The organism is Stieleria sp. JC731 (assembly GCF_020966635.1).
GTDB lineage: Bacteria > Planctomycetota > Planctomycetia > Pirellulales > Pirellulaceae > Stieleria.
In genome coordinates, this window is sequence record NZ_JAJKFQ010000005.1 from 1,362,683 (window position 1) to 1,385,211 (window position 22,529).

The window sequence follows — 22,529 nt, forward strand, 5'->3', positions numbered from 1 at the left end:
ATTTCGATTTACGATTGGTATGACTGCATGATTGGGCCAGGCATTGTGCCATCCAATTCGTTCCAGCCTTCGTCGGCGATCTGTTTACCCAATTGTGTCAATTGCCGAAAATCAGAGTCCGTCGGCAAGCCTCCGTTAATCCGTCTTCTTAGATGGCGGCAAATCGCATCGGCAGCAATGCGCGTGACCTTGTCGTCTTGTCGCGATGCGAACAACGCGGTTACCAATACCGTGACCGCATCTTGCACTTGGGACGACAGCGCTGACATGCGGCATTGGCGGTCGGCAAGCTTTAGCTGGTACTTCCGCATCGCATCACTGATCCGGATTCCACTGCCGGACAAATATTGTTGTGCGAACCGAACATGTTTAAGCAACGACATATCGATGTCACGCAATACGTCTTCGTCTTCCCAATGGGATGAAAGCAGACGTTTGCCGGAGTACCACTGGGTGTAGCTGGTCATCGGACCACGCAATGCCCAAAGGTGTTTCGGGTTGGCCAGGTTTGGCGCACTGACTCCTAAATCATGAAGCGCCCGACCGATCGGTTCAAAGAACTTTTTCCCGTGATCTTTGACAAGCGATTTGAAGAACGCCATTGCCAACATTTCACCTTCGCCTTCGTAGATGCACGGGGCGAGGAAGTCGTGAACGTTGTCGCCGAATAAATGGCCGTGAAGGAACGATCGCCCACCATGAGTCTTCATGAACAGTTCGATCGCGGCTTCTTTCTGAGCTTCACTGCCAAAGATTTTGGCAATGATACATTCCATTTCACCGCGGTAGCCTTCGTCTAGAAGCTCGGCACACCATTGTGTAAGTGCGTCGGCAGCGACGATCAAGCCTGCCAGATAGCCGACCCTCCGTTGCACCAATTCGCGACGGTCGATCGCTTGTCCATAGGTCGATCGAAACGACGCCCAGGGCAGCATCTCGGCCATCATCATTCGCATCGTCCCTGCGGCATTCGCACAAAGCGAGACGCGGCCGAGATTCAAACCGTGATACGCGATCGTTAACCCATCGCCGTGCGTCGGATGAAGTCGGTTTTCGACTGGAATCCGGAAGTTCTTAAATACCAAACCGTTGTTTTCTGCTCGCCGCAAGGCGTAAAGGCCATAGCGATTGAAGTGAAAATGTTCGGTTTCCAGTTGAGGCAGTTCGGCGATGAGGACGCTGGGAACTCCATCGATTTTGCAAACCAGACCGATCGTTCGACCGAAGTCAGAGTTTGTGATGAAAAGCTTTTCGCCGTTGACGACATAGTGATCGCCTTCAAGGCGAGCCGTCGTTTTCAGGGCGGTCAGGTCGCTACCCGCACCCGGTTCGGTTAGCGCGAAAGCAGACAATCGCCTGCCGTCGGCTAGACCTGGCAGAAAGCGGCGTTTCTGTTCGTCCGTACCGAATGAACGTACGGGGTCAACAGCTCCGATGCATCCATGGACTGACGCGAGTCCCGCGACCGTCGGGTCAACCATCGCCATCTTGGTGATCATCCTTGTGAACTGTCTCATGCTGGCGCCACTGCCGCCGTATTCCTTGCCGACTAAAAGGCCCCAGTATCCGGCGGCGCCCAATTGCCCAAACACCTTGGTGCTCAATTTGCCTTTGTCGTTGTAAAGTGTGCCGTCCTCTTTGGCTTTGCAGACGACTTCCAGGGACTTCGTGACGACACGGACGACGTCGTTGTCGTCGGGATCCTTTTGCGAATTAAACAAATTGGTATCGACGTCGTTGTCCCACACGGCGCGATGGACGGGGCTGTTGACCGTTTTGTATTGTTCTGCGAAAAGGTCTTCGACTTGATCATCCGCCGTATCGATGACACCGGTACGTTGGGCTTCGTCTGCAGAAGCTCCGCCCAAACGCAGTGCGACTTCGGCGAAAGATTCTGAGCCGGCGTCGGAACCTTTTTTCCCGGCCTTGCGTGTCTCGGGCACTTTCGAGACCGGTTCCGGTGGTGATGTCGCCGGGAGCGACGTTTCTGTTGCAGGGTTCAATGTCGGTTCGAAATCAAGACTCATGGCTATTCCCCTGACGCAAGAGTGGTGGATTGTCAGCGGCGACGCTGATCGCGCCGTCGATGTCCTCGAATCGTTCGCCTAGCTGTAGGGCAAGGCGGGCAAGGTTGGCTTGGAAATGAGTGCGCCCGATTTGCGAGATCACTTGCATCGGTCCACCCAACTGTGGCGCAAAGCCTGTCCCAAGCACCATTGCCAGATCGATCGCCCATTCCTGATCGACCACACGTTCGGAAAGACATCGCGTTGCTTCTAGAAGCATCGGATAGGCGAGCCGACGTTGTATGTCGGTGAGTCCGTCTTCGATGAAGTCGATTGAGGCGGGCGGTTGAACGAAGTAGCTGACAAGTTTTCGCCCCGATCGTGGGATCGCGCGTTTTCCCTTGTACAAATAGAATCCGCTTCCCGATTTGCTTCCCAAGTCACCTCGACCGACAAGATTCCCTAGGATGTCGGAGACGGTTCCTGCAGCGGACATCGTCGCCGAAAGTGTTCCCGCGACGTGAAGGGCAACGTCCAAGCCAACTTTGTCCAAAAGACGCAGCGGTCCCATCGGCATACCAAACGCTTTCATCTCGGCGTCAATGGTTTTAACATCGAAACCTTGTTGCACCATCAACACAGCTTCGCCAAGGTAAGGGAACAAGATCCGATTGACTAAGAATCCCGGGGAATCCTGAGTCACGATCGGTGTCTTGCCGAGTGCTTTTACAAACGAAACCAGTTTGGCAATGGTCGCATCGCTGGTTTCCTTTCCACGAACGACTTCGACCAATTCCATCCGTTCGACCGGATTGAAAAAGTGCAGACCTGCGAATCGCGAAGGCTGTCGAAGTACCGTGGCCATTTCGGTCACAGACAGGGCTGAAGTATTCGTCGCGATGATGGCGGAGTTGCTGACGTTGTCTTCGATTTCTCGCAGGACGGACTTCTTTACTTCCATCCTTTCGATGATCGCTTCGATAACGCAGTCGGCTTTTGTGGTGTCAGCAATGTTCTCGCTGACCATGATCGACGAACGCAGTTTTTCCGTTTGCAGCGGATCTAACTGTTTGTGTTTTGCATAGCTTTTAACAAGCGAATCGACTCGCGAATTTGCCGCCTCGACCGTACGAGAATTGACTTCTTTGATGACCGAGGGGAAACCACGCATCGCCGCATTGTGTGCAATGCCGGCACCCATCACACCGCCACCGATGACGCCGATGCTGCGAATCGGTTCTTGGTGGATGGCAACAGAATGGTTCGGGGCCCAGGTCTTCAGATGCCGCGCACGTTCTCTTGAAAAGAACAGTCGCAACAGGTTGCGGCACGTCGGCGTGAATAGCAGTTTCTTAAATTCGGCACGTTCGGTTTCGTACCCACGTTGATCCGTTCGATAGGATTCCGAAATGGCCCGGATTGCCGACTGCAGTGCAGGGAAATGCTCAGCCTGTTTCGCAATAGATTGTTCGGTCACCGCAATTATCTGCTTGCGGACGAACTCGTTTCCTTGCAATCGATTGGTGACCGTCCTGCGAATCGCCGTAGTTCCGCCTACTTTGTTTCCGGTCGTCAACTGCGCAATCGTCGCGATCAATTCATCACGCCATTGGTCAGGCTCGACGGCTTTGTCGACCAATCCGATCGAAGCGGCTTCACGAGCGGACAAGTGGAGGCCTTTGAGGATCATCTTCAAAGCGTTTTTTAAACCGACGCAGCGTGGTAAACGCTGTGTTCCGCCCCAGCCCGGAATCAATCCGAGCTTGATTTCTGGCAAGCCGATTTTGGTACTGCTGTTGTCGCGGGCGATTCGGTAGTCACATGCGAGCGCGAGCTCTAATCCGCCTCCCAAACAGGGACCATGGATCTCTGTCAGCGTCGGCACGGGCAGATTCTCGATCCGTGCAAAAAGTCTTTGACCGGTCAGCAGCAACTGTTCCGCGTCGCCTTTGTTCAAAATGCTTTCGATCACGGACACGTCGGCACCGGCAAAGAAACCACTTTCTTTTCCGCTCTTAAAGACGACCAGCTTGATGTCGTCGCGTTGTTCGATTTCTGTGATCGCCGCGTCAAGGTCTCGCATCACATCGGCGTTGATGATATTAATCGGACGTCCGCGAACATCGATGACGATCCGAACGACACCGGCATCATCGCAATTGACAGACAAGGTTTCGTACGTTGGTTTGTTCATGGATCAGCCCTCGAGTTCAGTTTCAACAATCATCGCGACACCTTGTCCACCTCCCACGCAAAGCGTTGCCAAGCCTCGGCGGCCGCCAAGCTTTCGAAGCGAACGCAACAGCGTCAGGATTAAACGGGTCCCTGTCATCCCGACCGGGTGCCCCAATGCGATCGCCCCTCCGTGATAGTTCAGCTTTTCGTCAGCAAAGATCCCGAGGGGCTGACTTCTCCCAAGTTCTTTTTGCGCAAACTCTTTCGACTCAGACGCTTTTTGACATGCCAGAACTTGAGCGGCAAACGCTTCGTTGATCTCGACCAAGTCAAAATCGGATAGCTGAAGCCCGGTTTTTCGAAGCAGCTTGGCTGTCGCATAAACAGGTCCAAGCCCCATCCGGTGCGGATCGCAACCGGCAATGCTGTATGCGGTGACGTATCCGAGCGGTTGATCAAAACGTAGCGACGTTTCCAAGTCGGTGACCAACATTGCCGCCGCACCATCGGTCAATGGACAACTGTTTCCCGCCGTTACGGTGCCCGATTTGTCGAAGAACGGTTTTAGCTTTCCGAGCTGTTCGAGCGACTGTTCGTCACGCGGACCGTTGTCCTTTTCGAATGTCGATGAACCGAGAGGATACGGTGCAATTTCGCCGGAAAGAAAACATTCTTTGCGAGCTGCTGACGCACGTTGATGGCTGCGAAGTGCGAACTCGTCTTGTTCTTGTCGAGTGATCGAAAATTCGCGAGCGAGCAGTTCCGCCGTTTCGCCCATATTCATTCGACTGACCGGATCGGTTAATCCCAGTTGGACTCCGACGACAGGTTTGAAGTGTTTGGGGCGGAACTGACTGAGTACCTTCAAACGATCCAGCGTGGTTTTACACTTTGCCAACCGCATCCACAGTTTCGCGGCTTCCGGCGGAACCAACAGCGGTATCTGCGACATCGATTCGCTACCGCCAGCAATGACGTAGTTTGATCGTCCCAATAAAATAGACTGCCACGCGCTGATGACCGACTCCATGCCCGAGGCGCAGTTGCGATTGACCGTATGAGCGATCTTGTCTTTAGGTATCCCAGCCGAAAGCGCGATCACTCGTCCGATGTTGGCCGCATCGGGTGGTCCGGACACGTTGCCGATGATGACTTCATCGACGGATCGATGATTGAAGTCGTCTGACTTTTGTGAAGCCCGTTTCAGGGTTGCACTCACAACGTGGGTTCCCAAGTCGACCGCCGAGACACTTGCGAGTGAGGTAAACGCTTTGGCCATCGGTGTGCGGACGCCTTCGATGATGGCAAGCGGCATTTGGCTATTCATGGTCGTCACCTCCTTCAAAAAATTCACCCTGTTGATTGGCTTCGTCAGGTTGCCAACGGAGTTGTCGGCGAATGATCTTGCCAAGGAAATTACGCGGAAGCGGTTGCTTGCGATGTGAGATGCGTCGTGGTCGCTTATGTGCCGAAAGTTTGTCGCGGCAATATTGATCCAACTGGTCGAAGTCAGGTGGGGAACCGCTGTCGGTCACAACGATCGCGTGAACGATTTCGCCTCGCCGAATGTCAGGAATGCCAACAACCGCGGCTTCTTTGATGCCTGGATACTCGCACAACACCTCCTCGACTTCGGCGGGGTAGACGTTGTAGCCAGATGTGATGATCAGATCCTTTTTTCGACCGACGATTTCGAAGTAGCCGTCCGGATGGCGAATCGCCAAATCGCCCGTATGCAACCAACCGAACTGAATCGCTTGGTTGGTTCCTTCCGGGTCATTCCAATATCCGAGCATCACTTGGGGCCCGCGAACACACAGTTCGCCAATCATGCCGTCGTCCAGCGGTTCGTTGTCATCGGAAACGATTTGGCATTCTGTCTCGGGAAGTGGAAGCCCGATTCGTCCATAGCGTGCCGGTTCGAACAAGTGTCCAACATGTGTGACCGGTGAGGCCTCGCTAAGTCCGTAACCTTCGACCACGGTTGGCCCGTTTACGGCATCATCCTTCTGGCAGTGCTCCGTGAATTCTTGAGCGATCTCGCAATCCAGAGGGGCACCGCCAGAAATGACCCATCGGATCGAATCGAGCCGATCGCTGGGGAACTTGCGAAGCCTTTCGTTGATCGCGTGCAGCATCGCCGGAACCGCATGAAAGACAGTCGGACGGTGTTGCTCGATCAACTGGATCGTCTTCACCGTTTGAAAACGGTGATGCAGTACAAGCGTGGCACCCATCGCTGCGCCACCCATCACCGTGGCTGACATGCCATAGCTGTGAAAGAAAGGCAATACGCCAAGCATCGTCTCACGCCCAAACGATTGATCCGTCCATGTGTACTGTTGCCAGGCGTTGGCGACCATATTCTGGTGGCTTAGCGTGACAGCTTTGGGGCGACCGGTTGTTCCACCCGTGGGCAGAATGTACGCGGGGTCATAAGCCGGGTCGATCGTGATCGGTTGCCAGCTGCGATCGACTTGGTTGATCTCTTCCCAGAACCAACCGACGCGACTGCCAGGACCGGTGGGGCGTTGCCGCATCCACTGATAGCCGCGTTTTAGCAAATAACCCAGCTGTTGATGCGCTGGCAGGTGCTTGCGAATGGAAACCAACAGGGTCGTCCGGTTGGCCGTTTCCTTGGTGTCGCCGTCGGCAAGCAAGTGTGAGAGCACGTCAAGACAAATGACGTGCTTGCATTTGGTACGTTCCAACAGCGATTGGACTTCGCTGGCGACCATCAATGGACTGATGGCCAAGACGATACCTCCGGCACGCCAGACTGCGTTCGCGCTGATGATGTATTCGGGAACGTTGGGTAGCAAAAGCCCGACCCGGTCGCCCGGTCGTACTCCCAGCCGCTGAACCATCGCCGCGGCACGAATCGCATCCGCGTTTAAGTCTTGATAGGTCCAGCGATCATCGCCGTAAATGATCGCATCACGCCTGGGTAATTGTTCGGCCGCATGCTGCAGCAGACCAAATGCCGGCAAGCCACGGTAATCATTCAGTCCAGTAGCGACGCCAAACTTGACCGGGCAGATATCTCCGAAGCAACGTTGCTCTGCCAAAGAGAACGTTCCACGAACCGAGTCAACCTTGGGTTCGCTGCCTGATTGTCTGGCAAACCGCCACCAACGAGGGCTCTCGCGACGCGAAGGTTGGTTTTCAGCTGGCTGTACCATTGAAGGTCTCCGAGCAGAAAACGAATGCCGTCCGTGGACGAAATCGCGCGGTATCGACCGAGAGGCCGAGACGACCGCTCCATGCATCGTTCAGCGAATCAGCGCCAAAGACGAAGTCCGTAGCGTGAGTGTTCGTTGAACCGTTTAGGCTCGAAGATGAGAGTTTCGTTTCGCCCGCTCCTAGCGGTACCGTGGTCCGGCAAATCGGAACGAAAGACTTCTGGGTAGAGAAGGACATGCACCATGATCGGGTGCACGGCAGCGATTTCAAAGCTGCGACCATGCGATGTCATGGCGAGAATTACCGAGCCGAAACCCTCGCCATTCGATTGCACTCAATCATACCGTTAACAGCCTGGAAGGCAAGTGAAAATCACCTTAAAAAGATCTGAGGGGAGATCGTTCCACCTTAGGGGGTCTGCCGCCACTGAGTTTGATTTCCCTGGATTGCCTATGATCGATACCGCAGGAGAGCTGCTTTTGTCTCATCAAGACGTCCGTTCCCCCTCAACACAGACGCAACACGCGGGGCATCTGTATCTAGCTAAAGCCGCTTTGGCCTGCGGTCGATAGGTGCGAAAACGCCGGCTTCGATCGTCAAACAGAGTCGTACTTTTCTCAATCGCGATCGGAATAGGGATGTAGCGGCGGCCGCGAACGACACCGTAGCAGGTTTTAAGGCGAGACAACAATGGGCAAGCGAATCGGCATCATGCAGCCGTATTTCTTTCCATACGTCGGCTACTATCAATTGATCAGCGCGGTCGATGCCTTCGTCGTGTACGACAATTTGAAATACACCAAGAAGGGCTGGATCAATCGCAATCGCTATCTAGAAGGCGGTCGTGATGTGACGTTCACGATCCCGCTTCAAAAAGGTTCCGATGAGCTGCATATCAATCAACGCTTCGTTGCGGACAACTTTGATCGGTTGAAGTTGGTTCGAAGGGTCGGACAGGCTTATCGAAAGGCACCGAATTACGATTCAACTATTTTGCTTTTCGAAAAGGCCGTCATGAACCGGAAGACCAATCTTTTCGATTTCATCTTCGACTCGCTGCTGCTGCTGGTCGAGCACCTTGATTTGAAAACTGAATTGATTCGGTCGTCAGAGATCGCTATCGATCATCAGCTACGAAGCCAGGACAAGGTGATCGCAATTTGCCGTGCATTGGATGCGACTACTTACATCAATGCGATTGGCGGACAGACTTTGTACGCCAGTGAGACATTCCGACAGCACGGGATGGATTTACGGTTTATCCGATCGGAAGATCTACAGTACAGCCAATTTGGACAGCCGTTCCAAGCTTGGCTGTCAATATTGGATGTCCTGATGTTCAACAGTCTTGATCGAGTCCGCAGTTACATTGCCGATGGTTATGACTTGGTCTGCGGCGAAAAGAATTCGAACGACGTGGTATCGGTTTAATGGATCGGGCCTATCGGTGGAACAAATTGGGAATCGTTTTTGATCCGACGACTTGTCGCTTGCCTTCGGCCGGATGGATCGATGAGTTTGCACAGGCACCGTCGAGCGTTTTGTTCGATGACTTTGTTCGCATCTATTTCTCTTGTCGGCCCAAACCCGATCATCAGGGCCAATACAAAAGCCACTGCGCGTATCTGGATGTTGACCGAGCTGACGTGACGAAAGTCCTTCGCGTTTGTGACGGACCGATCCTGCCTTTGGGAGAATTGGGAACCTTCGATCAATTCGGCACCTACCCTATGTCAGTAATCGCTCACGAAGGTGGTTACCGGGCATATTATGCCGGTTGGACTCGCTGTGAGTCGGTTCCGTTTAACACAGCGATCGGGGTCGCCGAAAGCGACAGTAGGGGCGAGTCATTCGTCAAGCTTGGACCTGGTCCGGTGATACCGTACTCGCTCGATGAACCCTTTGTCATCAGCGGCCCGAAAATACGAAGGTTCATGGGGCGATGGTTCCTGTACTACATTGCGGGTCGAAAATGGATTCTCGACGACGGACGCCCCGAGCCGGTCTACAAGATTCGCTTAGCAACTTCAGATGACGGTTTGAATTGGTCGAAAGTCGGTAGAGACCTAATCGAAAGCAGGATCGAGTCCGACGAGGCTCAGGCAAGTCCGGACGTACTCTATTCCGATGGACGATATCACATGTTCTTCTGTTATCGCCGCAGTCGGAACTATCGTGGCAAAGAAGGCGGATATCGCATCGGATATGCGTTTTCCGAAAATGCGCTCGATTGGATTCGCGATGACGAGCGAGCCGGCATTGCGGTTTCTGAATCCGGATGGGATTCGGAAATGGTTAGCTACCCGCACCTGGCGAAGATCGATGGAACCACTTACATGTTCTATCTTGGCAATCAGGTAGGCCGCCACGGATTCGGAGTTGCGAAGCTGGAGGGCGAGCTATGAAGCCGCCGCGGTGGATCAAGCGAGGAATCATTTTTCGACCACAAGAGCACTCGTTGCCATTTGGTTGTCGCGATTTTGCTCAGTCGCCACAAGCCTTGGTGATGGATGATCGTGTTCGAATCTTTTTTTCCACTCGGTCTGTAGACGACACGACAGGGAAATTCTTTAGCCATGTTTGTTATGCCGATTTTGATACGGAGCTCCGTGAGCTAATCGACGTTTGCGACCATCCGGTTTTGCCGCTCGGAGGCCTTGGTTGCTTCGATGAGCACGGGATCTTTCCGATCAGTCCACTTCGCGTCAGCGATCAAATCTATGGTTATACCTGTGGGTGGAGTCGTCGCAGCGCGGTCAGCGTTGAAACTGGAATTGGGCTAGCGATCAGCGATGACAACGGAAAGAGCTTTCGACGCATCGGCGATGGTCCGGTTTTGTCGGCGACTTTGCACGAGCCATGCTTGGTCGGCGACGGCTTTGTCAGGTTTTATGAAGGTCGGTTTCACATGTGGTACATCTACGGATTGCCTTGGAAACAATACGATGACTCGCCCGATGCCCAACGAATCTACAAAATTGCACACGCTATTTCGGACAACGGAATCGATTGGGACAAAACAGGCGGCGAACAACTGATCGCCGATCAAATCGGCAGCGACGAGTGTCAGGCATTGCCAACGGTGATTGAGCACCAAGGACGCTATCACATGTATTTCTGCTTTCGATATGCCAATGACTTTCGAACCAACCCGAAGCGGGCCTATCGATTGGGATATGCGTATTCCGACAATTTACGCACATGGGTTCGTGATGATCAAATGGTCGGGATCGAGCGATCTGATTTGAAAGACGACTGGGACAGTGAAATGATGTGCTACCCCAATGTTTTCAGCGTCAACGAAAAGTTGTTCCTTTTGTACAACGGCAACAAATTCGGAAGAGAAGGATTTGGAGTCGCTGTTGCCGAGTCAGACGCCTTTGGGTGAGACAGATCGGAAAAACAACAGCTCGGCAAGCACTGCCACTTTCGTCTTCATCGGTTTGACCATTCGATCGACAATGTTCACAAACAGGTTATTCATCAACGGATCGCCTTCGAGTCCGATGTGGTGACTAGCGAAATGACCATTCGATATACACGCGATCAATCTTCTGCGAGCGACTTGGTGGGGCATCTAGAATGCTGCTCCGATCAGTTTATTCCCGCTCTGGCCGATCGGGTCAATGTAGCTGACTATGCGAAGAAGCTTCACTGTAATGCGACACGATTCGAAGCGTGGCATGAAGGTGAACTTGTGGGGTTGGTCGCCGCATATTTTTCGAAGTCGGATGCGAATTCAGAGACACCCCAACCTGAGCACGATGACGTCGGGTTCATTTCCAACGTGAGCGTGCTGCGACAGTTCGGTGGCCGCGGGATTGCAACCAATCTAGTACAGCAAACGATTCAATTTTCAAAGGATCACCGCGTTCTGTTGCTGGAACTGAAGGTCAATCGTGATAACGACGCAGCAGTGTCGCTCTATGGTAAGTTGGGATTTTGTATCGCCGCGACGGAAGGGACTGAACTGAATATGCGATTGGAGATAGGAGTATCCGATGAAGTCTGATTCACAACGTCGAGACTACGACGCAGAGTTGCAGGACAACCAGGATCGTAAATACGCTTATAACTTTGACCTCGATGTGATGCATCGTTTCATGATGCGCTCGTTTCAAGCGTTTTGGAAATCGGGAAGTTGTTTAGAACTAGGTAGCTACAACGGCGACTTTACAAAGCGGTTACTGCAGCAGTTTGAACAGATCACATGTGTCGAAGCATCCGGTGCCGCTGTGGAACAACTTGAAGCTTCGCTGGGAGATCGCGTCCAATGTGTGCAAGCGACTTTCGAAGACGTCCAGCTGAACAGTACTTACGACAACGTCGTGCTGACACACGTACTGGAACATCTCGATGACCCGGTCCTGGTGCTACGCCGAATCAACGAAGAATGGCTGAGTCCTAACGGGAGGTTGATGCTGGTTTGCCCCAACGCAAACGCTCCGTCCCGACAGATCGCAGTCAAAATGGGGCTGATTTCACATCACGCCGCAGTGACGGAGGGTGAGAGCAAACATGGTCATCGGATTACGTACTCACTTGACACCCTTGAACGTGATGCCCGTGCCGCCGGGCTGAACGTTGTTTATCGAACAGGCATCTTCTTCAAGGCACTCGCAAATTTCCAATGGGATCGCCTGTTGGCGACGGACATCATTTCGGATGAGTATTTGGAAGGGTGCTATCAGCTCGGGCAAATCTATCCGGATCTGTGTGCAAGCATCTTTCTTGTTTGCGAAAAAGGCTAGTGCTTCGTTCCAACTCGATTTTAGGATCAGCCGCATGGCGTTAGCCACGGTTTCAGTGCAATAACCGGGGCTAACGCCCATCGGCTGATGACTCGAACCCGCATTTTCATATGGGACGAAGCACTAGAAGCACAGTCAGCGATTTGAAACGCAAACGTGTCGTTGCTGTCAGTTATTCGCCGTTACGAAGTGAAATCACTGAGGGGAAACCCTCGCGGTGATTGGCGATGTCGCAGGACAATCGTCATATTCCTTTCCAGCCTACTTGCGATCGAGGCCGACACAACTAGATGTAGTTCCACTCGCAAGTTGAAAGGTCGGAATGTCTGCCACACGATCGTCGCTTCGGATTGATGCACAGGTCGAACAGTCTCGCGTGCTTCATGTAGGTGCGCCCAATGTGGGTGACCGACGCCAATTCAATCAACTCGTTGACGAAATATTCCAGCGGCGATGGTTTACCAACAATGGTTGTGTGGTCCAGGAACTTGAAAAGCAGCTGCGCGAATATCTAGGCGTCAAACACTGCTTGGTCGTTTGCAACGCGACGGTCGGTTTGCAGCTCGCTTGCCACGCATTGGGGCTTTCCGGTGAAGTCATCGTGCCTTCGTTTACCTTCGCGGCGACCCCACATGCGGCACAGTGGGAAAGATTGACACCGGTTTTCGCGGATATTGATCCTCAATCACATTCGATCGATCCACAGAGCATTCGAGCGTTGGTAACTGAAAAGACCAGCGCGATCATCGGTGTTCACCTGTGGGGCATGCCGTGTGACACTGCGGCAATTGACCAGATCGCGAAAGAGCATCAGTTGGCAGTCATTTATGATGCGGCGCATGCATTTGGCAGCCAAGCCAACGGACGAATGGTTGGAAACTTTGGAAACTGTGAAGTGTTCAGTTTTCACGCGACGAAATTTTTCAACACCTTCGAAGGCGGCGCGATCGCAACGAATGACGACACATTGGCAGAGCGTTTGGAATTGATGCGCAACTTTGGGTTTGCCGGTATGGATGAAGTTGTCCATCTGGGGACAAACGCGAAAATGCCCGAAATCTGCGCAGCGATGGGACTGTCTCTTTTCCCGATGCTTGATGAGATTCAAGCTGCGAACCGGTACAAACACTCGCTCTATCAGGCACACCTAGATTCGGTACCCGGAATTCGCCTTTTGACGTACGACCATTTGGAGAAAACAAATTGGCAGTACGTCGTCATCGAAATCGACGCACAGCAACGCGGCGAATCACGTGATCAGGTGATGCAACGCCTGCACGAAAACAGCATTCGGGCGAGGCGATACTTCTATCCTGGCTGCCACCGAATGGAGCCTTATCGGTCACAGCCGAGAAATCAAAACTTGAATCTTCCATTTACCGATATCGCATGTCAGCGTGTGATTTGTTTGCCAACGGGCAGCGATATCGACGAGCAAGACATCGAGCGGGTTTGCAAGATCATTCGGCAGTACTAGTGCTTCGTTCCAACTCAATTTTTGGATTAGCCGTTTGGCGTTAGCCACGGTTTCAGTGCAGTAACCGGGGCTAACGCCCGTCGGCTGATGACTCCAACCCGTATTTTTATATGGAACGAAGCACTAGCTCTGTTCCGCTGGTGCTCGTGGTCATAGAAGACTTGGTGCGGGATCAAACCGGGAAATCAACAGGTGGATCGTTCAATTAGTGCGGCGCCGATCGCTTCCATAAGCGAGTTAAGACCGCAAGAAACGTTTGCTACGTTCTGATTCGGTTTCTCGTCATGGAAATCTTGTTGGTGAACTGGCCAACCGATAAAGGCCACCGCGTTGCCGCGGTGGCCTTTAGTTGACTTTGAAGATTCGATTGGAATTGCGAGGCTTACATCGCGAGCAATTCGCTATGCGATTGACTGGAACGAGTCCGAATCTGGCATTGCTGGGATTTCACCTTTGCGTTCCATCTCATTGGCTTGTTCGGCGACTTGCGCGAAGCTCTGGCGAATTTGATTGAGAATGGTTTGGCAGGAATCGAATTGCTTTTGGTCGAACGTGAACAAAACGAACTCCAGCAATCGCGCGATGTTGTATGCGACTTCGTCCTCTTCAGGCTTAAGGCCCGACACCAAGGCGACGAAGACTTTGCGAGCTTGAATTTCGTGTTTGATAAAAAGTGCTTGGTCACCAGCTTCGTGCGCAATCTGGCAGGCTTCGACCGAAGCGAGGGCTTTGTCGTAGAGCATCAATAGCATCTCGACTCGCGTCCATCCGCCTTTGATACTCTTTGTGCGATATTGTTCCAGTTGTTGCATCGATTTGCCCCCGCAACTAGCTAGTGGTGAATTACTTGCTTCCGCTGTTCTTGAAAGCGCTCAGGTTCGTAAGCTGAGATGAGATAAAGTTTCCGGTAGTTTGTAGCTCGTTAATAATGCTTTCCAAAGCAGCAAATTCTTCGAGCAGATACTGACGCTTGCTTTCAGTGAGTTCTTCGACCTGTTCAATCGATTTGTCGATAGATTCCAATCGAGTTGTGAACGTATCGTTTACAGTCTTTAGAAGCCCGGTTTCAGCATCCAAAACGTCACGGATGTAGTCGTTTAGTTGTCCGGTGATACCTTTGGTGACGTTGATTTCTGCTTCGACACCGGCAACGATGTCGCCAGACCCCAACGTCACTTCCAGACGCAAGTCGGCTGTGTTCTCATTGTCGGGGTCACCAGTCAGGACACGTCCTGTCCCTTTGGCGATTTCTTCCTTTCCGTTGACGATAAATTTACCGGCAACGTTCAGGCCCGAGTCGGCTTCGGTGCCTGCTAACCCTAATGCGGCTAGTGAGGATCCAGAGAGTCCGGCAAGATTCGCGGAAACACCATAGGCTTCCGTTTGGATGACCAGATGGTTGCTTCCATCAACACTGACTGAAACGTCGTGAACGCCTAGTTCGGTCGAACTGTTGATGACGGTCTGCAAGTGATCGGCCAGCTCTTGCGTTGTATACGTGCCATCGGTCAGTGTTAGCTCTTCGCTGGCGATTCCATCGACACTGATTTGGAATTTGTTGTTCGACGAATCGATCACGATAGATGCCGCGGCCGCATTAGTTGCCGTGATCTGAGCTTGTTCGGCAGCTTGGGTGATGTCGACTTGGTAGGCTGTGCCGTTAGACGGCTGTGTTCGCAAAGTACCGCCTAAATATCGAACTCCGGAACTGGTCGATGTTCCGTTGAGCCCAAACAGCTTTCGTACGTCATTTGCGTCGACGCCTTGAAGTTCGCCCTTTAGCGCCTTGGTCAATTTCTCGTCGTCGACCGACAATCGCCCACGCGCGTCAAGGTCGATACCGACCTGGCTCAGTCGCGCAAGGTTTGATCCCTGGACGTTTCCGGAAACGATCGTCAGCAGTTGATTTTTGATCGTGCTAACCGATCGATCGCCAAGTAGCGGGCTGGCTTCCTGGGTGTCGGGGTTGTACCGAGTTTGGTCTTCGATGAACTGAACGATCGTATTGAAATCATCAACGAAACCACTGACGGCTTCTTTTGCGGATTCGATATCCTCGTCGATGTTGACGGTGACCGTATTGCCGGGATCCGCTTTATGCAGTTCCAAGGTGACGTCCTCGATCAGTCCGTCAACCGTGTTTGATTGGTACTGAGCTTGGATCGCACCGGGACCGGAACCGAGTGTCACGATGGCGTTCAACGGCGGTTGAACAGCCGGACCTGTGAAGTCTGGCAGGATGCCGGCGAGAGGATTCAGGTTGTTGGTGACCGTGATCACGTTGTCAGCGCCGGTATGTTCGGAACTGATCAGAATCCGGTGCGAGTTTGTCGCCTGGTCGAAAACGAGACTGGCATTGAGATCGTCGACTTGTTCGTTGATCGTATTGACAAACCCTTGCAGGGTGTTGTTGCTGCCGTCGATCGTGACCGTTTGTTCCGGACGGGTTCCGACGCGGAACGTGATGTCGCCGGTGGCGATCTGGTCCGATGTCGACGAGAAGCCTTGCGAAGCGATTTGGTGCGCGGTCGCAAGCTGGTCGACGCTCAGTTGGTAGTTGGTCGCGATCGCACCGCTGCTGGCGGTTGCCGTGACGAGGTCTTCGTTGGTTGACGTCGCGGTGCGGGCGTCGAAGACCGAACTGGTCGCTCGGTTCAAACGGCTAAGGGAGCTCTGCAGGGTGACCAGCTGAGCTTCAACGCCTTTGAAAGATGTTTGCTTGGTGGTTACCTCGGCTTTGCGCGAATTGAATGTATCAATTTGCCGCTGTTGGAAACCAAGAAGGCTTTCGATAATGCTGGACGTATCGAACCCAGATACGAGCCCGTCGATACTAAACATGTGCTTTGCCCTATCTGAAGAATATGCCTATGTTTCGCCATCCAAACCTCGCCAATGAAGACTCTACAATTTTCACTTTGTAGGCGTCTAATCGATCACATCTTAAAGTCGGTAAACCCTCACCGGACTTTCACGTCATCACTTCAAACTTTGAGGTAGCAGGATGACCTAGGCAAAATGACTCGGCATCGTCGATACCGATTCTTCGGGGCAAGCATCGAATTCGTTACGATTACTTCGCATGGGCTTTTAGTCTCGTCAAGCCGATGCGAAGAAAGCGGCGGATGCGTTTGCGGCCGAAGTTTCTTTCACAAAACGTTGTCTAGTCACGACCAAAGGAGAAGGCGAGATAGTCTCTCGCCTTCTCCCGGCCTGATGACTATCGCGGTGATTACTGCAACAAGGACAGAATCGACTGCGTGGTTTGGTTGGCACTTGACAGTACCGAAGTACCGGCTTGGACCAAGATCTGGTTATTGGTGAACTTCGAGATTTCTTCGGCGAAGTCCGTGTCACGAATGACAGACTCGGCGTTCACGGTGTTTTCCAGAGTCGAACGCATGTTGCTTCCGATCGATTCCAGTGTGTTCGCTTGGAACGCACCAAGTTCACCACGGATGTTGGAAAGCTCGTCGATTGCCGCGTCGATGACCTTCAAAGCGTCTTGAGCGTTATCGAACGAGGTGACGTCGATTTCGTCAAGGCTGTTGAACTTCGTTCCGGTGACAGCGACACCCAGAGCGTCAGCGTTGATGCTTTGGATCGCGATTTGAGCGGTCTGGTTCTGGTTGGCACCGATTTGGAAGACCAGAGCGTTGTTCTGGATCGAAACGTTACCTTGAGCACCGGTGACCGACAGAGCGGCGTTGGTGGCGTCTTCTCCTAGGCGAACAACTGTTCCCTTCGAGCTGCCAGAAATACTCGACAGCGTGTTGCCCTTACCAGAAGCGACGTCACCGTCGATGGTACCAGCAATGTTCAGGCCAGAGTCCGTGACCAATGTTGTGCCGAAGCCTGATGATGTGCCTGAAGCGGCAGTGTCGGAAACGACTTCGATTTCAGCTTCCGAACCGAATTCGATGGAGCGTAGACGCGTTCCACCAGAAACGTTTTCTGCAACAACACCGGTTTGGTCGGTGTATTCGTTGATCCGTGCGATTACGCCAGCTTGGCTTAGGCCCGAGTTTAGCGTGATGCTAACACCGTTGACCGAAAGGACTTCGTCAGCTGCCAAGGCACCCGTCTGCGAAGTACCACCGGTGACGTTGGCTCGTTCTGCGGCGGTCGTGACGACCACAGCATAGGTTCCGTCGCTGGTGTTGCTGCCGCCTTTTAGGAAGGTGACGTCAGCGTCGCTGGTTGTGCCAGAAACACCAGCCGAACCGTCCAAGAGGGTCTTTTCGCCGAACTGGGTGTTGGCCGAAATTCGGTTGATCGTATCGAGTGCGTTGTCGATTTCAGCTTGGTTGGCGGCAAAAGCGTCGGCGTCGTTGACGCCCGAGTTAGCCGAATCCAGCGCCAAAGAACGAACTTTGATCAAGATGCTGTTGATTTCGTTCAAAGCACCTTCAGCAGTTTGCACAACTGAAACAGCTTTTTCAGTGTTGGCAATCGCGGTACGCAGACCAGAAATCTGTGCGCGTTGCTTTTCTGAAATGACCAATGCAGCTGGGCCGTCAGCACCGCGGTTGACTTTGAAACCGGTCGACAATCGCTCGATCGACTTATTCAAAGCGTTGCTAGACTTGTTGAGATTGTTGCGGGCGTTCAATGCACCGACATTGTTTTGTATAGTTAAGCTCATCTCTTGCTAACTCAGTATTAGGGGATCAACGGAACTTCCATGTCAATCAGTGCATCCGTGGCGCCTCGGGCGAAAACTGGAGATCACACGAGCACTACAAATCGAGAATTGACCTGGCCGTACTGACGGCTGCCTCTCGGGTCAGGTATTCACCGCTTTGTATTTTCAGTTTGACATCCTCTACCACGGACTCTCGCACATCAGCTGCTTGTTCGAGGACCTGTGACAGTTCGCGAATAGAATCCAATTGAATCGAATCCGTCGAAGTCGAAACATTCGCGACGGACGCTTCGGCACGCGACGCCGATTGTCCATTTGGACCTTTAGGGTCGAGCCGCTTGATGTCTGACGGCAACGAGTTGTTAGTAGGATTGATTCTCATTTGGATTTCTCCGCAGGTGAGTGACTGCAAGTGGTTGTCGAGAGGTCCAGTACCAACTTGCGTACAAAATCTTCAAGCCCCAAAGCTTTTTCAGTCGATACACCGGTAGCGATTGCAGGGACCAGGAAAGATATTCCGGTTACAACGGTCCGGCGACAATCCTAGAGTTCGTGAACTGTGAAACGAACATCCATCAAACGGGGCTTTTACTGGTGTTTCGAGCGGAAATCGTCTGGATTACCGTGTTTCTCGCGGTCGGTGCGATCGGCGGGCTGGTCTACAATTGGCCGGAATCCGTGGACGATTCCGTCGTGCAATCGGTCGATGCTAGCGCCGATGCGTCTTCCGAATTGGCCGCCGAAGACACTGAAATCGATGACACATGGCCATTTGAAGACGATGTGAGGGAGAACCCTCAGTCGCAAGCTGACCCGGTTTCTGAAGCCGAAGCACCGCTTCCAACAGATCCATCAAACGAAGCGGTTGATGATGTCTTTAGTCAGATCAGTCCTCCGATGAAACGCAATCAATCAGTTGACTGGACCGTCGTCGATCTGGGCGACCGTCTGTTGATGGGTGGAAACTTCGATGGTGCGTATACGCAGTATGAACGACTTTGGAAAGCATCGAACGTTCCGACAGACAAAGTCGTCTTGATGCGGTTGGCACTTGCCGCCGAACTAGCACAACGACACGATGATGCGATCAAGCACTATCGCAGTGCGATTCGCGTCGCGGAGAAAGGTTCGATCGCCCAAGCGAATTGCTTATTAGGCATCGCACGCGTTTGGGAAAACCGTGGATCGTTCGAAGACTCGAATTCATTGCTAAGCGAACTGTTTCTGCTTTATACCAGCGATCAGTTTCCAAAGCTGCTTCGAGGACAACTGATGGCACAGCTTTCGGATTGTCTGCAAAAGCGGTTGCTGTCAAATGATTTGGTTATCGATGCATTGCAGAAGGATCCCATGGAATACTTCTGGCCAGCACTAGTGATCGAAGACATCTTGCAGTTGATCGATAGTGATATGCCAGCCGATGGGAGCGCCACGTCGCCTAGCCAATTGCAAATTTTGCAAGCTCCGCAGTTGGACGCCTCGGTCATCATCGTTGCCGCAAACGTTCGTGGGCTAAGTGTTCTCGGATTACTGGGTGAGGTAGAAAAGCGTGTCGAAGCCCAGCAGGGAGGCGGATCGGCGAGTGATCTGACTGGTGAGCTGGACGATCAGGCGAACAAGCTGCGATTCACCCTGACCGAACGTGCGAAGTCCGACTTGGTCGGTCGTATGACGAACATTCAGACCGGTTCGATGCCATTGACGTATTTGCTGGATTGTGTCCTCGAACCAATGCAGCTCAGCTGGAGCCAAGCGGGTTCAGAAATCACGATCATGCACCGCGACGAAATGGCACCGCGCGATCTCGCCTCGTTCGATCTAGCTCGGACGCAGCGGATGCTACGTCAGTTGCAGTTTGAAAATCTGGAAGGGCCTCGCCAAACTGCCGCGATCATGAACGAAGGCAACAACGCCCGTTTGTCTGGTGGGTGGGATGTCGCACGCGATCAATACAAGAAGGCTCGTGAAAAGGCGCCCTCGAATGAATTGAGTGCGAAGCTGTATTTCAATGAAGCATCTTTGCAGCTCGCCGACGGGCAGAAGCTAGACGCACTGAACGCTTGCTACATGGCTTTGGATCAGACCTTAACGGCATCGCTGCAGGGGGATGCCTACGCGATGATCGCGGAATTAGAACTCGAATTGGGGCAAACGGAAAAATCGATTACTGCTGGTGCACGCGGTCTGCGTCGAGCAACGGAACCTGAAGTGCTTAGTCGGTGTGCGATGATCTTATCACGCGCTTACCTGCTAAACGATGACCCAGATTCAGCGAACCAGGTGCTCTTCAATCAATCGCAACACATCATCGGTGAATCACAGCGCCGGGTCGCGAGCGTATTCTCGACCTTCGCGCGATTCCAACGCAATCCCTCACGCGGTGGCTTGCAGGATGAGGGACAACGATTGGTGCGAGCCTTGGCAACTTTGAAACCGGGTGATCCCGACGGTTTCGCCGATGCCCTGATCGTATCTCAAGCGTATGCTTCGGTTGGGATCAGAAATCGAGCGATCGAGAGTTTACGTGAGGCTGTCGCATCAGCTCCACAAGGATTCTGGGCTGAGCGAATCCGTTTAGAATTGGCGAAGACGCTTTATGAAGCGGGTTCGCTGCAAGAAGCGGACGAGGCGATCAACGGTTTTGGGCAAGTTTCCATCGATCTGCTGCCACAGGTTTTGCTACTTCATGCGAAAGTGAAGTTCGATTCCAATCAGCTAGATCAATGTGAATCGATCTGTCGGCGAATCATACGGATGAACGTCGACAAGGCGATCCAAACCGAAGCGCTCAACAAGCTTGGTATGGTCCTCAACGAGAAAGGGCAGCACTACGCGGCAACACTTTGCTTCGCCGGCTACCTGCCCGAAAGTGTTGACAACCAACCAGCGACAGACACCCAGGGAGTTGTGATTCCATGAGTATTACCCGATATATAAAGCCTGGCTCCTGGCGCATGTGTCCCTATCGGTCAATTGTTCTCGGTGGTGTGGCTTCGATGCTTACCATCGGAGCTTGCGGGAGCCTTCATGCACAAGAAACTGAGTCACCATCGGTCGCACCAGCCGCCTCGCCAACGGTCGAGCTGGAAAGTCGATTAAAAAATCTGATGAACGCGACCGAGCGGTTGCGACGGATGCGTGAATTGGAAGCTTCCGAGCAAGCGGCCGGAACGACCAATCCCAGTTCCGGTTTGAAACCTATTAACGGTTCGACTGCGCCAACGCTCGCTCCTGCGAATGAAATTCTTGACGCGTTTCAGTCTCAGCAGCCAGATCCATCCACTGAGATGAAAGAGATTCGCGAACGGATTCGCGTGCTGCAGAAACTGCGTCGCGATTCAAAGTTGGATAGTCGAAATGGCAGTCCGCTGGATCCACAAATCCTACCGATGCCTTCCAGTGAGTCTGTCGCAACTCCACCTGCCGTTCATCCGGTCGTTGCGGACGCCTTATCAGCTGCCGCAGAAGCATCCGAAAACGCGGACGAATCAAGCGCCGCCCCGGATGCCAATGCACCGAATCTCAGCGGCCAGCAGGTCGTTCCCACACCGATCAATTCGTTAGCGCTTGGCGAAAGCTTGTATCGACTGGGGAACTATCCATCCGCCTTAAAGGCCCTGAAAGAAGTCGATACCGAGGGATTGCCACAGTCGGATCGAATGTGGTTGGAACTGATGATCGCGATGTGTCAACGAAAGAGTGAAAAGTTCGAGAGTTCGATCGGTACTCTCCGCGACTTGGCCAACGACAAATCACCTGACTATCCCGTCCAAGCGGCGAAGTGGTACCTGAAGTACGCCGAGTCCGAGCAGAAGCGAACGGAAGCGTTGAATCAATTGACGGACGAAATTGAGTTGATCGTAAAGAGGGTCGAGGATTATGACGGAAACGAATGATTCACTGTTACTCGCCTATACCGATGAATTGAAAGGCCATTACGTACGTCTTGCCGAAATCATCGATCAATATGCGGAGGATTCGCACGGAGCGGTCGAGCCGATTCGGGCACAGATGACCCTGGTCAAACAGACCGAGGAAAAGCTGCGTCCCCTGCGTGAATCGTATATCGGTTCCGAGTCGGAGCCATCCGGTCAAGTGAAAGCGATCACTGACGAGACGATCGAGTTAGTCAAATCGTTGATGCCAAAACTAGCGCAACTCGAAAAGACATCGGTCGATTCATTGCGAAGGTTGTTCCCCAGGATTCAGGGCAGTGTTCGTGGAATCCAAATGCAGAACGCTTATCGCACGAACAATCACAGCTAGGTATATCGTCGAATGGCAGTGGCGTA

The 22,529-nt window shown here is 52.8% G+C and carries 17 protein-coding genes; 9 read left to right on the forward strand and 8 right to left on the reverse strand.

Features of this window, described 5'->3' with window-relative positions; all coding sequences use genetic code 11:
- Window positions 1-8: 8 nt before the first annotated feature.
- From LOC67_RS15850 to LOC67_RS15865, 4 genes are read right to left on the reverse strand one after another with little or no spacing between them, the layout of a single operon-like run.
- Window positions 9-2,027: an acyl-CoA dehydrogenase family protein gene (locus tag LOC67_RS15850; RefSeq protein WP_230263589.1), complete on the reverse strand. Its 2,019-nt coding sequence runs from the start codon at window positions 2,025-2,027 to the stop codon at window positions 9-11.
- Complete coding sequence (locus LOC67_RS15855; protein WP_230263590.1) at window positions 2,017-4,200, reverse strand: 3-hydroxyacyl-CoA dehydrogenase NAD-binding domain-containing protein; 2,184 nt, start codon at window positions 4,198-4,200, stop codon at window positions 2,017-2,019. The genes LOC67_RS15850 and LOC67_RS15855 overlap by 11 nt, the downstream gene beginning before the upstream one ends.
- 3 nt (window positions 4,201-4,203) lie before the next feature.
- The gene (locus tag LOC67_RS15860) at window positions 4,204-5,508 is read right to left on the reverse strand and encodes a thiolase family protein (protein WP_230263591.1); all 1,305 of its coding nucleotides are present in this window, start codon (window positions 5,506-5,508) and stop codon (window positions 4,204-4,206) included.
- Window positions 5,501-7,363 (reverse strand): AMP-binding protein, encoded by a 1,863-nt coding sequence (locus tag LOC67_RS15865; RefSeq protein WP_230263592.1) that lies wholly within the window; start codon window positions 7,361-7,363, stop codon window positions 5,501-5,503. The genes LOC67_RS15860 and LOC67_RS15865 overlap by 8 nt, the downstream gene beginning before the upstream one ends.
- 691 nt (window positions 7,364-8,054) lie before the next feature.
- Between LOC67_RS15865 and LOC67_RS15870 the strand changes: the two genes are divergently transcribed.
- The 6 genes from LOC67_RS15870 to LOC67_RS15895 all read left to right on the forward strand — a co-directional run bounded on the left by LOC67_RS15870 (window position 8,055) and on the right by LOC67_RS15895 (window position 13,592).
- The gene (locus tag LOC67_RS15870) at window positions 8,055-8,795 is read left to right on the forward strand and encodes a WbqC family protein (RefSeq protein WP_230263593.1); all 741 of its coding nucleotides are present in this window, start codon (window positions 8,055-8,057) and stop codon (window positions 8,793-8,795) included.
- A gap of 26 nt (window positions 8,796-8,821) precedes the next feature.
- A complete protein-coding gene (locus LOC67_RS15875) occupies window positions 8,822-9,769 on the forward strand; it encodes a hypothetical protein (protein ID WP_230263594.1) in 948 nt (315 codons plus the stop codon).
- Window positions 9,766-10,752, forward strand: a complete 987-nt coding sequence (locus LOC67_RS15880) for a hypothetical protein (protein ID WP_230263595.1) — start codon at window positions 9,766-9,768, stop codon at window positions 10,750-10,752. The genes LOC67_RS15875 and LOC67_RS15880 overlap by 4 nt, the downstream gene beginning before the upstream one ends.
- Window positions 10,753-10,887: 135 nt before the next feature.
- A complete protein-coding gene (locus tag LOC67_RS15885) occupies window positions 10,888-11,376 on the forward strand; it encodes a GNAT family N-acetyltransferase (protein WP_230263596.1) in 489 nt (162 codons plus the stop codon).
- Window positions 11,366-12,115 (forward strand): class I SAM-dependent methyltransferase, encoded by a 750-nt coding sequence (locus tag LOC67_RS15890; protein WP_230263597.1) that lies wholly within the window; start codon window positions 11,366-11,368, stop codon window positions 12,113-12,115. Before LOC67_RS15885 ends, LOC67_RS15890 begins: the two co-directional genes overlap by 11 nt.
- 322 nt (window positions 12,116-12,437) lie before the next feature.
- Window positions 12,438-13,592 (forward strand): DegT/DnrJ/EryC1/StrS family aminotransferase, encoded by a 1,155-nt coding sequence (locus tag LOC67_RS15895; protein ID WP_230263598.1) that lies wholly within the window; start codon window positions 12,438-12,440, stop codon window positions 13,590-13,592.
- A 401-nt stretch (window positions 13,593-13,993) separates the two neighbouring features.
- Here the strand turns inward: LOC67_RS15895 and LOC67_RS15900 are convergent, their stop codons facing one another.
- The 4 genes from LOC67_RS15900 to LOC67_RS15915 form a co-directional block, all read right to left on the reverse strand.
- Complete coding sequence (locus LOC67_RS15900; RefSeq protein ID WP_230263599.1) at window positions 13,994-14,404, reverse strand: flagellar protein FliS; 411 nt, start codon at window positions 14,402-14,404, stop codon at window positions 13,994-13,996.
- 31 nt (window positions 14,405-14,435) lie between these two features.
- Complete coding sequence (gene fliD / locus LOC67_RS15905; RefSeq protein ID WP_230263600.1) at window positions 14,436-16,433, reverse strand: flagellar filament capping protein FliD; 1,998 nt, start codon at window positions 16,431-16,433, stop codon at window positions 14,436-14,438.
- 391 nt (window positions 16,434-16,824) lie between these two features.
- Window positions 16,825-18,237 (reverse strand): flagellin, encoded by a 1,413-nt coding sequence (locus tag LOC67_RS15910; RefSeq protein WP_230263601.1) that lies wholly within the window; start codon window positions 18,235-18,237, stop codon window positions 16,825-16,827.
- Between the two features lie 94 nt (window positions 18,238-18,331).
- Entirely contained in the window at window positions 18,332-18,619 is a 288-nt protein-coding gene (locus LOC67_RS15915; RefSeq protein WP_230263602.1) for a flagellar biosynthesis anti-sigma factor FlgM, read from the reverse strand.
- A 170-nt stretch (window positions 18,620-18,789) separates the two neighbouring features.
- On the opposite strand from LOC67_RS15915, the gene LOC67_RS15920 reads away from it, so the two are divergent.
- The 3 genes from LOC67_RS15920 to LOC67_RS15930 are packed head-to-tail and all read left to right on the forward strand — an operon-like array spanning window position 18,790 to window position 22,503.
- Window positions 18,790-21,156 carry a tetratricopeptide repeat protein gene (locus LOC67_RS15920; protein WP_230263603.1) on the forward strand — a complete coding sequence of 789 codons (2,367 nt, stop codon included), beginning with the start codon at window positions 18,790-18,792 and terminating at the stop codon, window positions 21,154-21,156.
- Window positions 21,153-22,133, forward strand: a complete 981-nt coding sequence (locus tag LOC67_RS15925; RefSeq protein ID WP_230263604.1) for a tetratricopeptide repeat protein — start codon at window positions 21,153-21,155, stop codon at window positions 22,131-22,133. Before LOC67_RS15920 ends, LOC67_RS15925 begins: the two co-directional genes overlap by 4 nt.
- Window positions 22,117-22,503: a hypothetical protein gene (locus tag LOC67_RS15930; RefSeq protein ID WP_230263605.1), complete on the forward strand. Its 387-nt coding sequence runs from the start codon at window positions 22,117-22,119 to the stop codon at window positions 22,501-22,503. The genes LOC67_RS15925 and LOC67_RS15930 overlap by 17 nt, the downstream gene beginning before the upstream one ends.
- Window positions 22,504-22,529 lie beyond the last annotated feature (26 nt).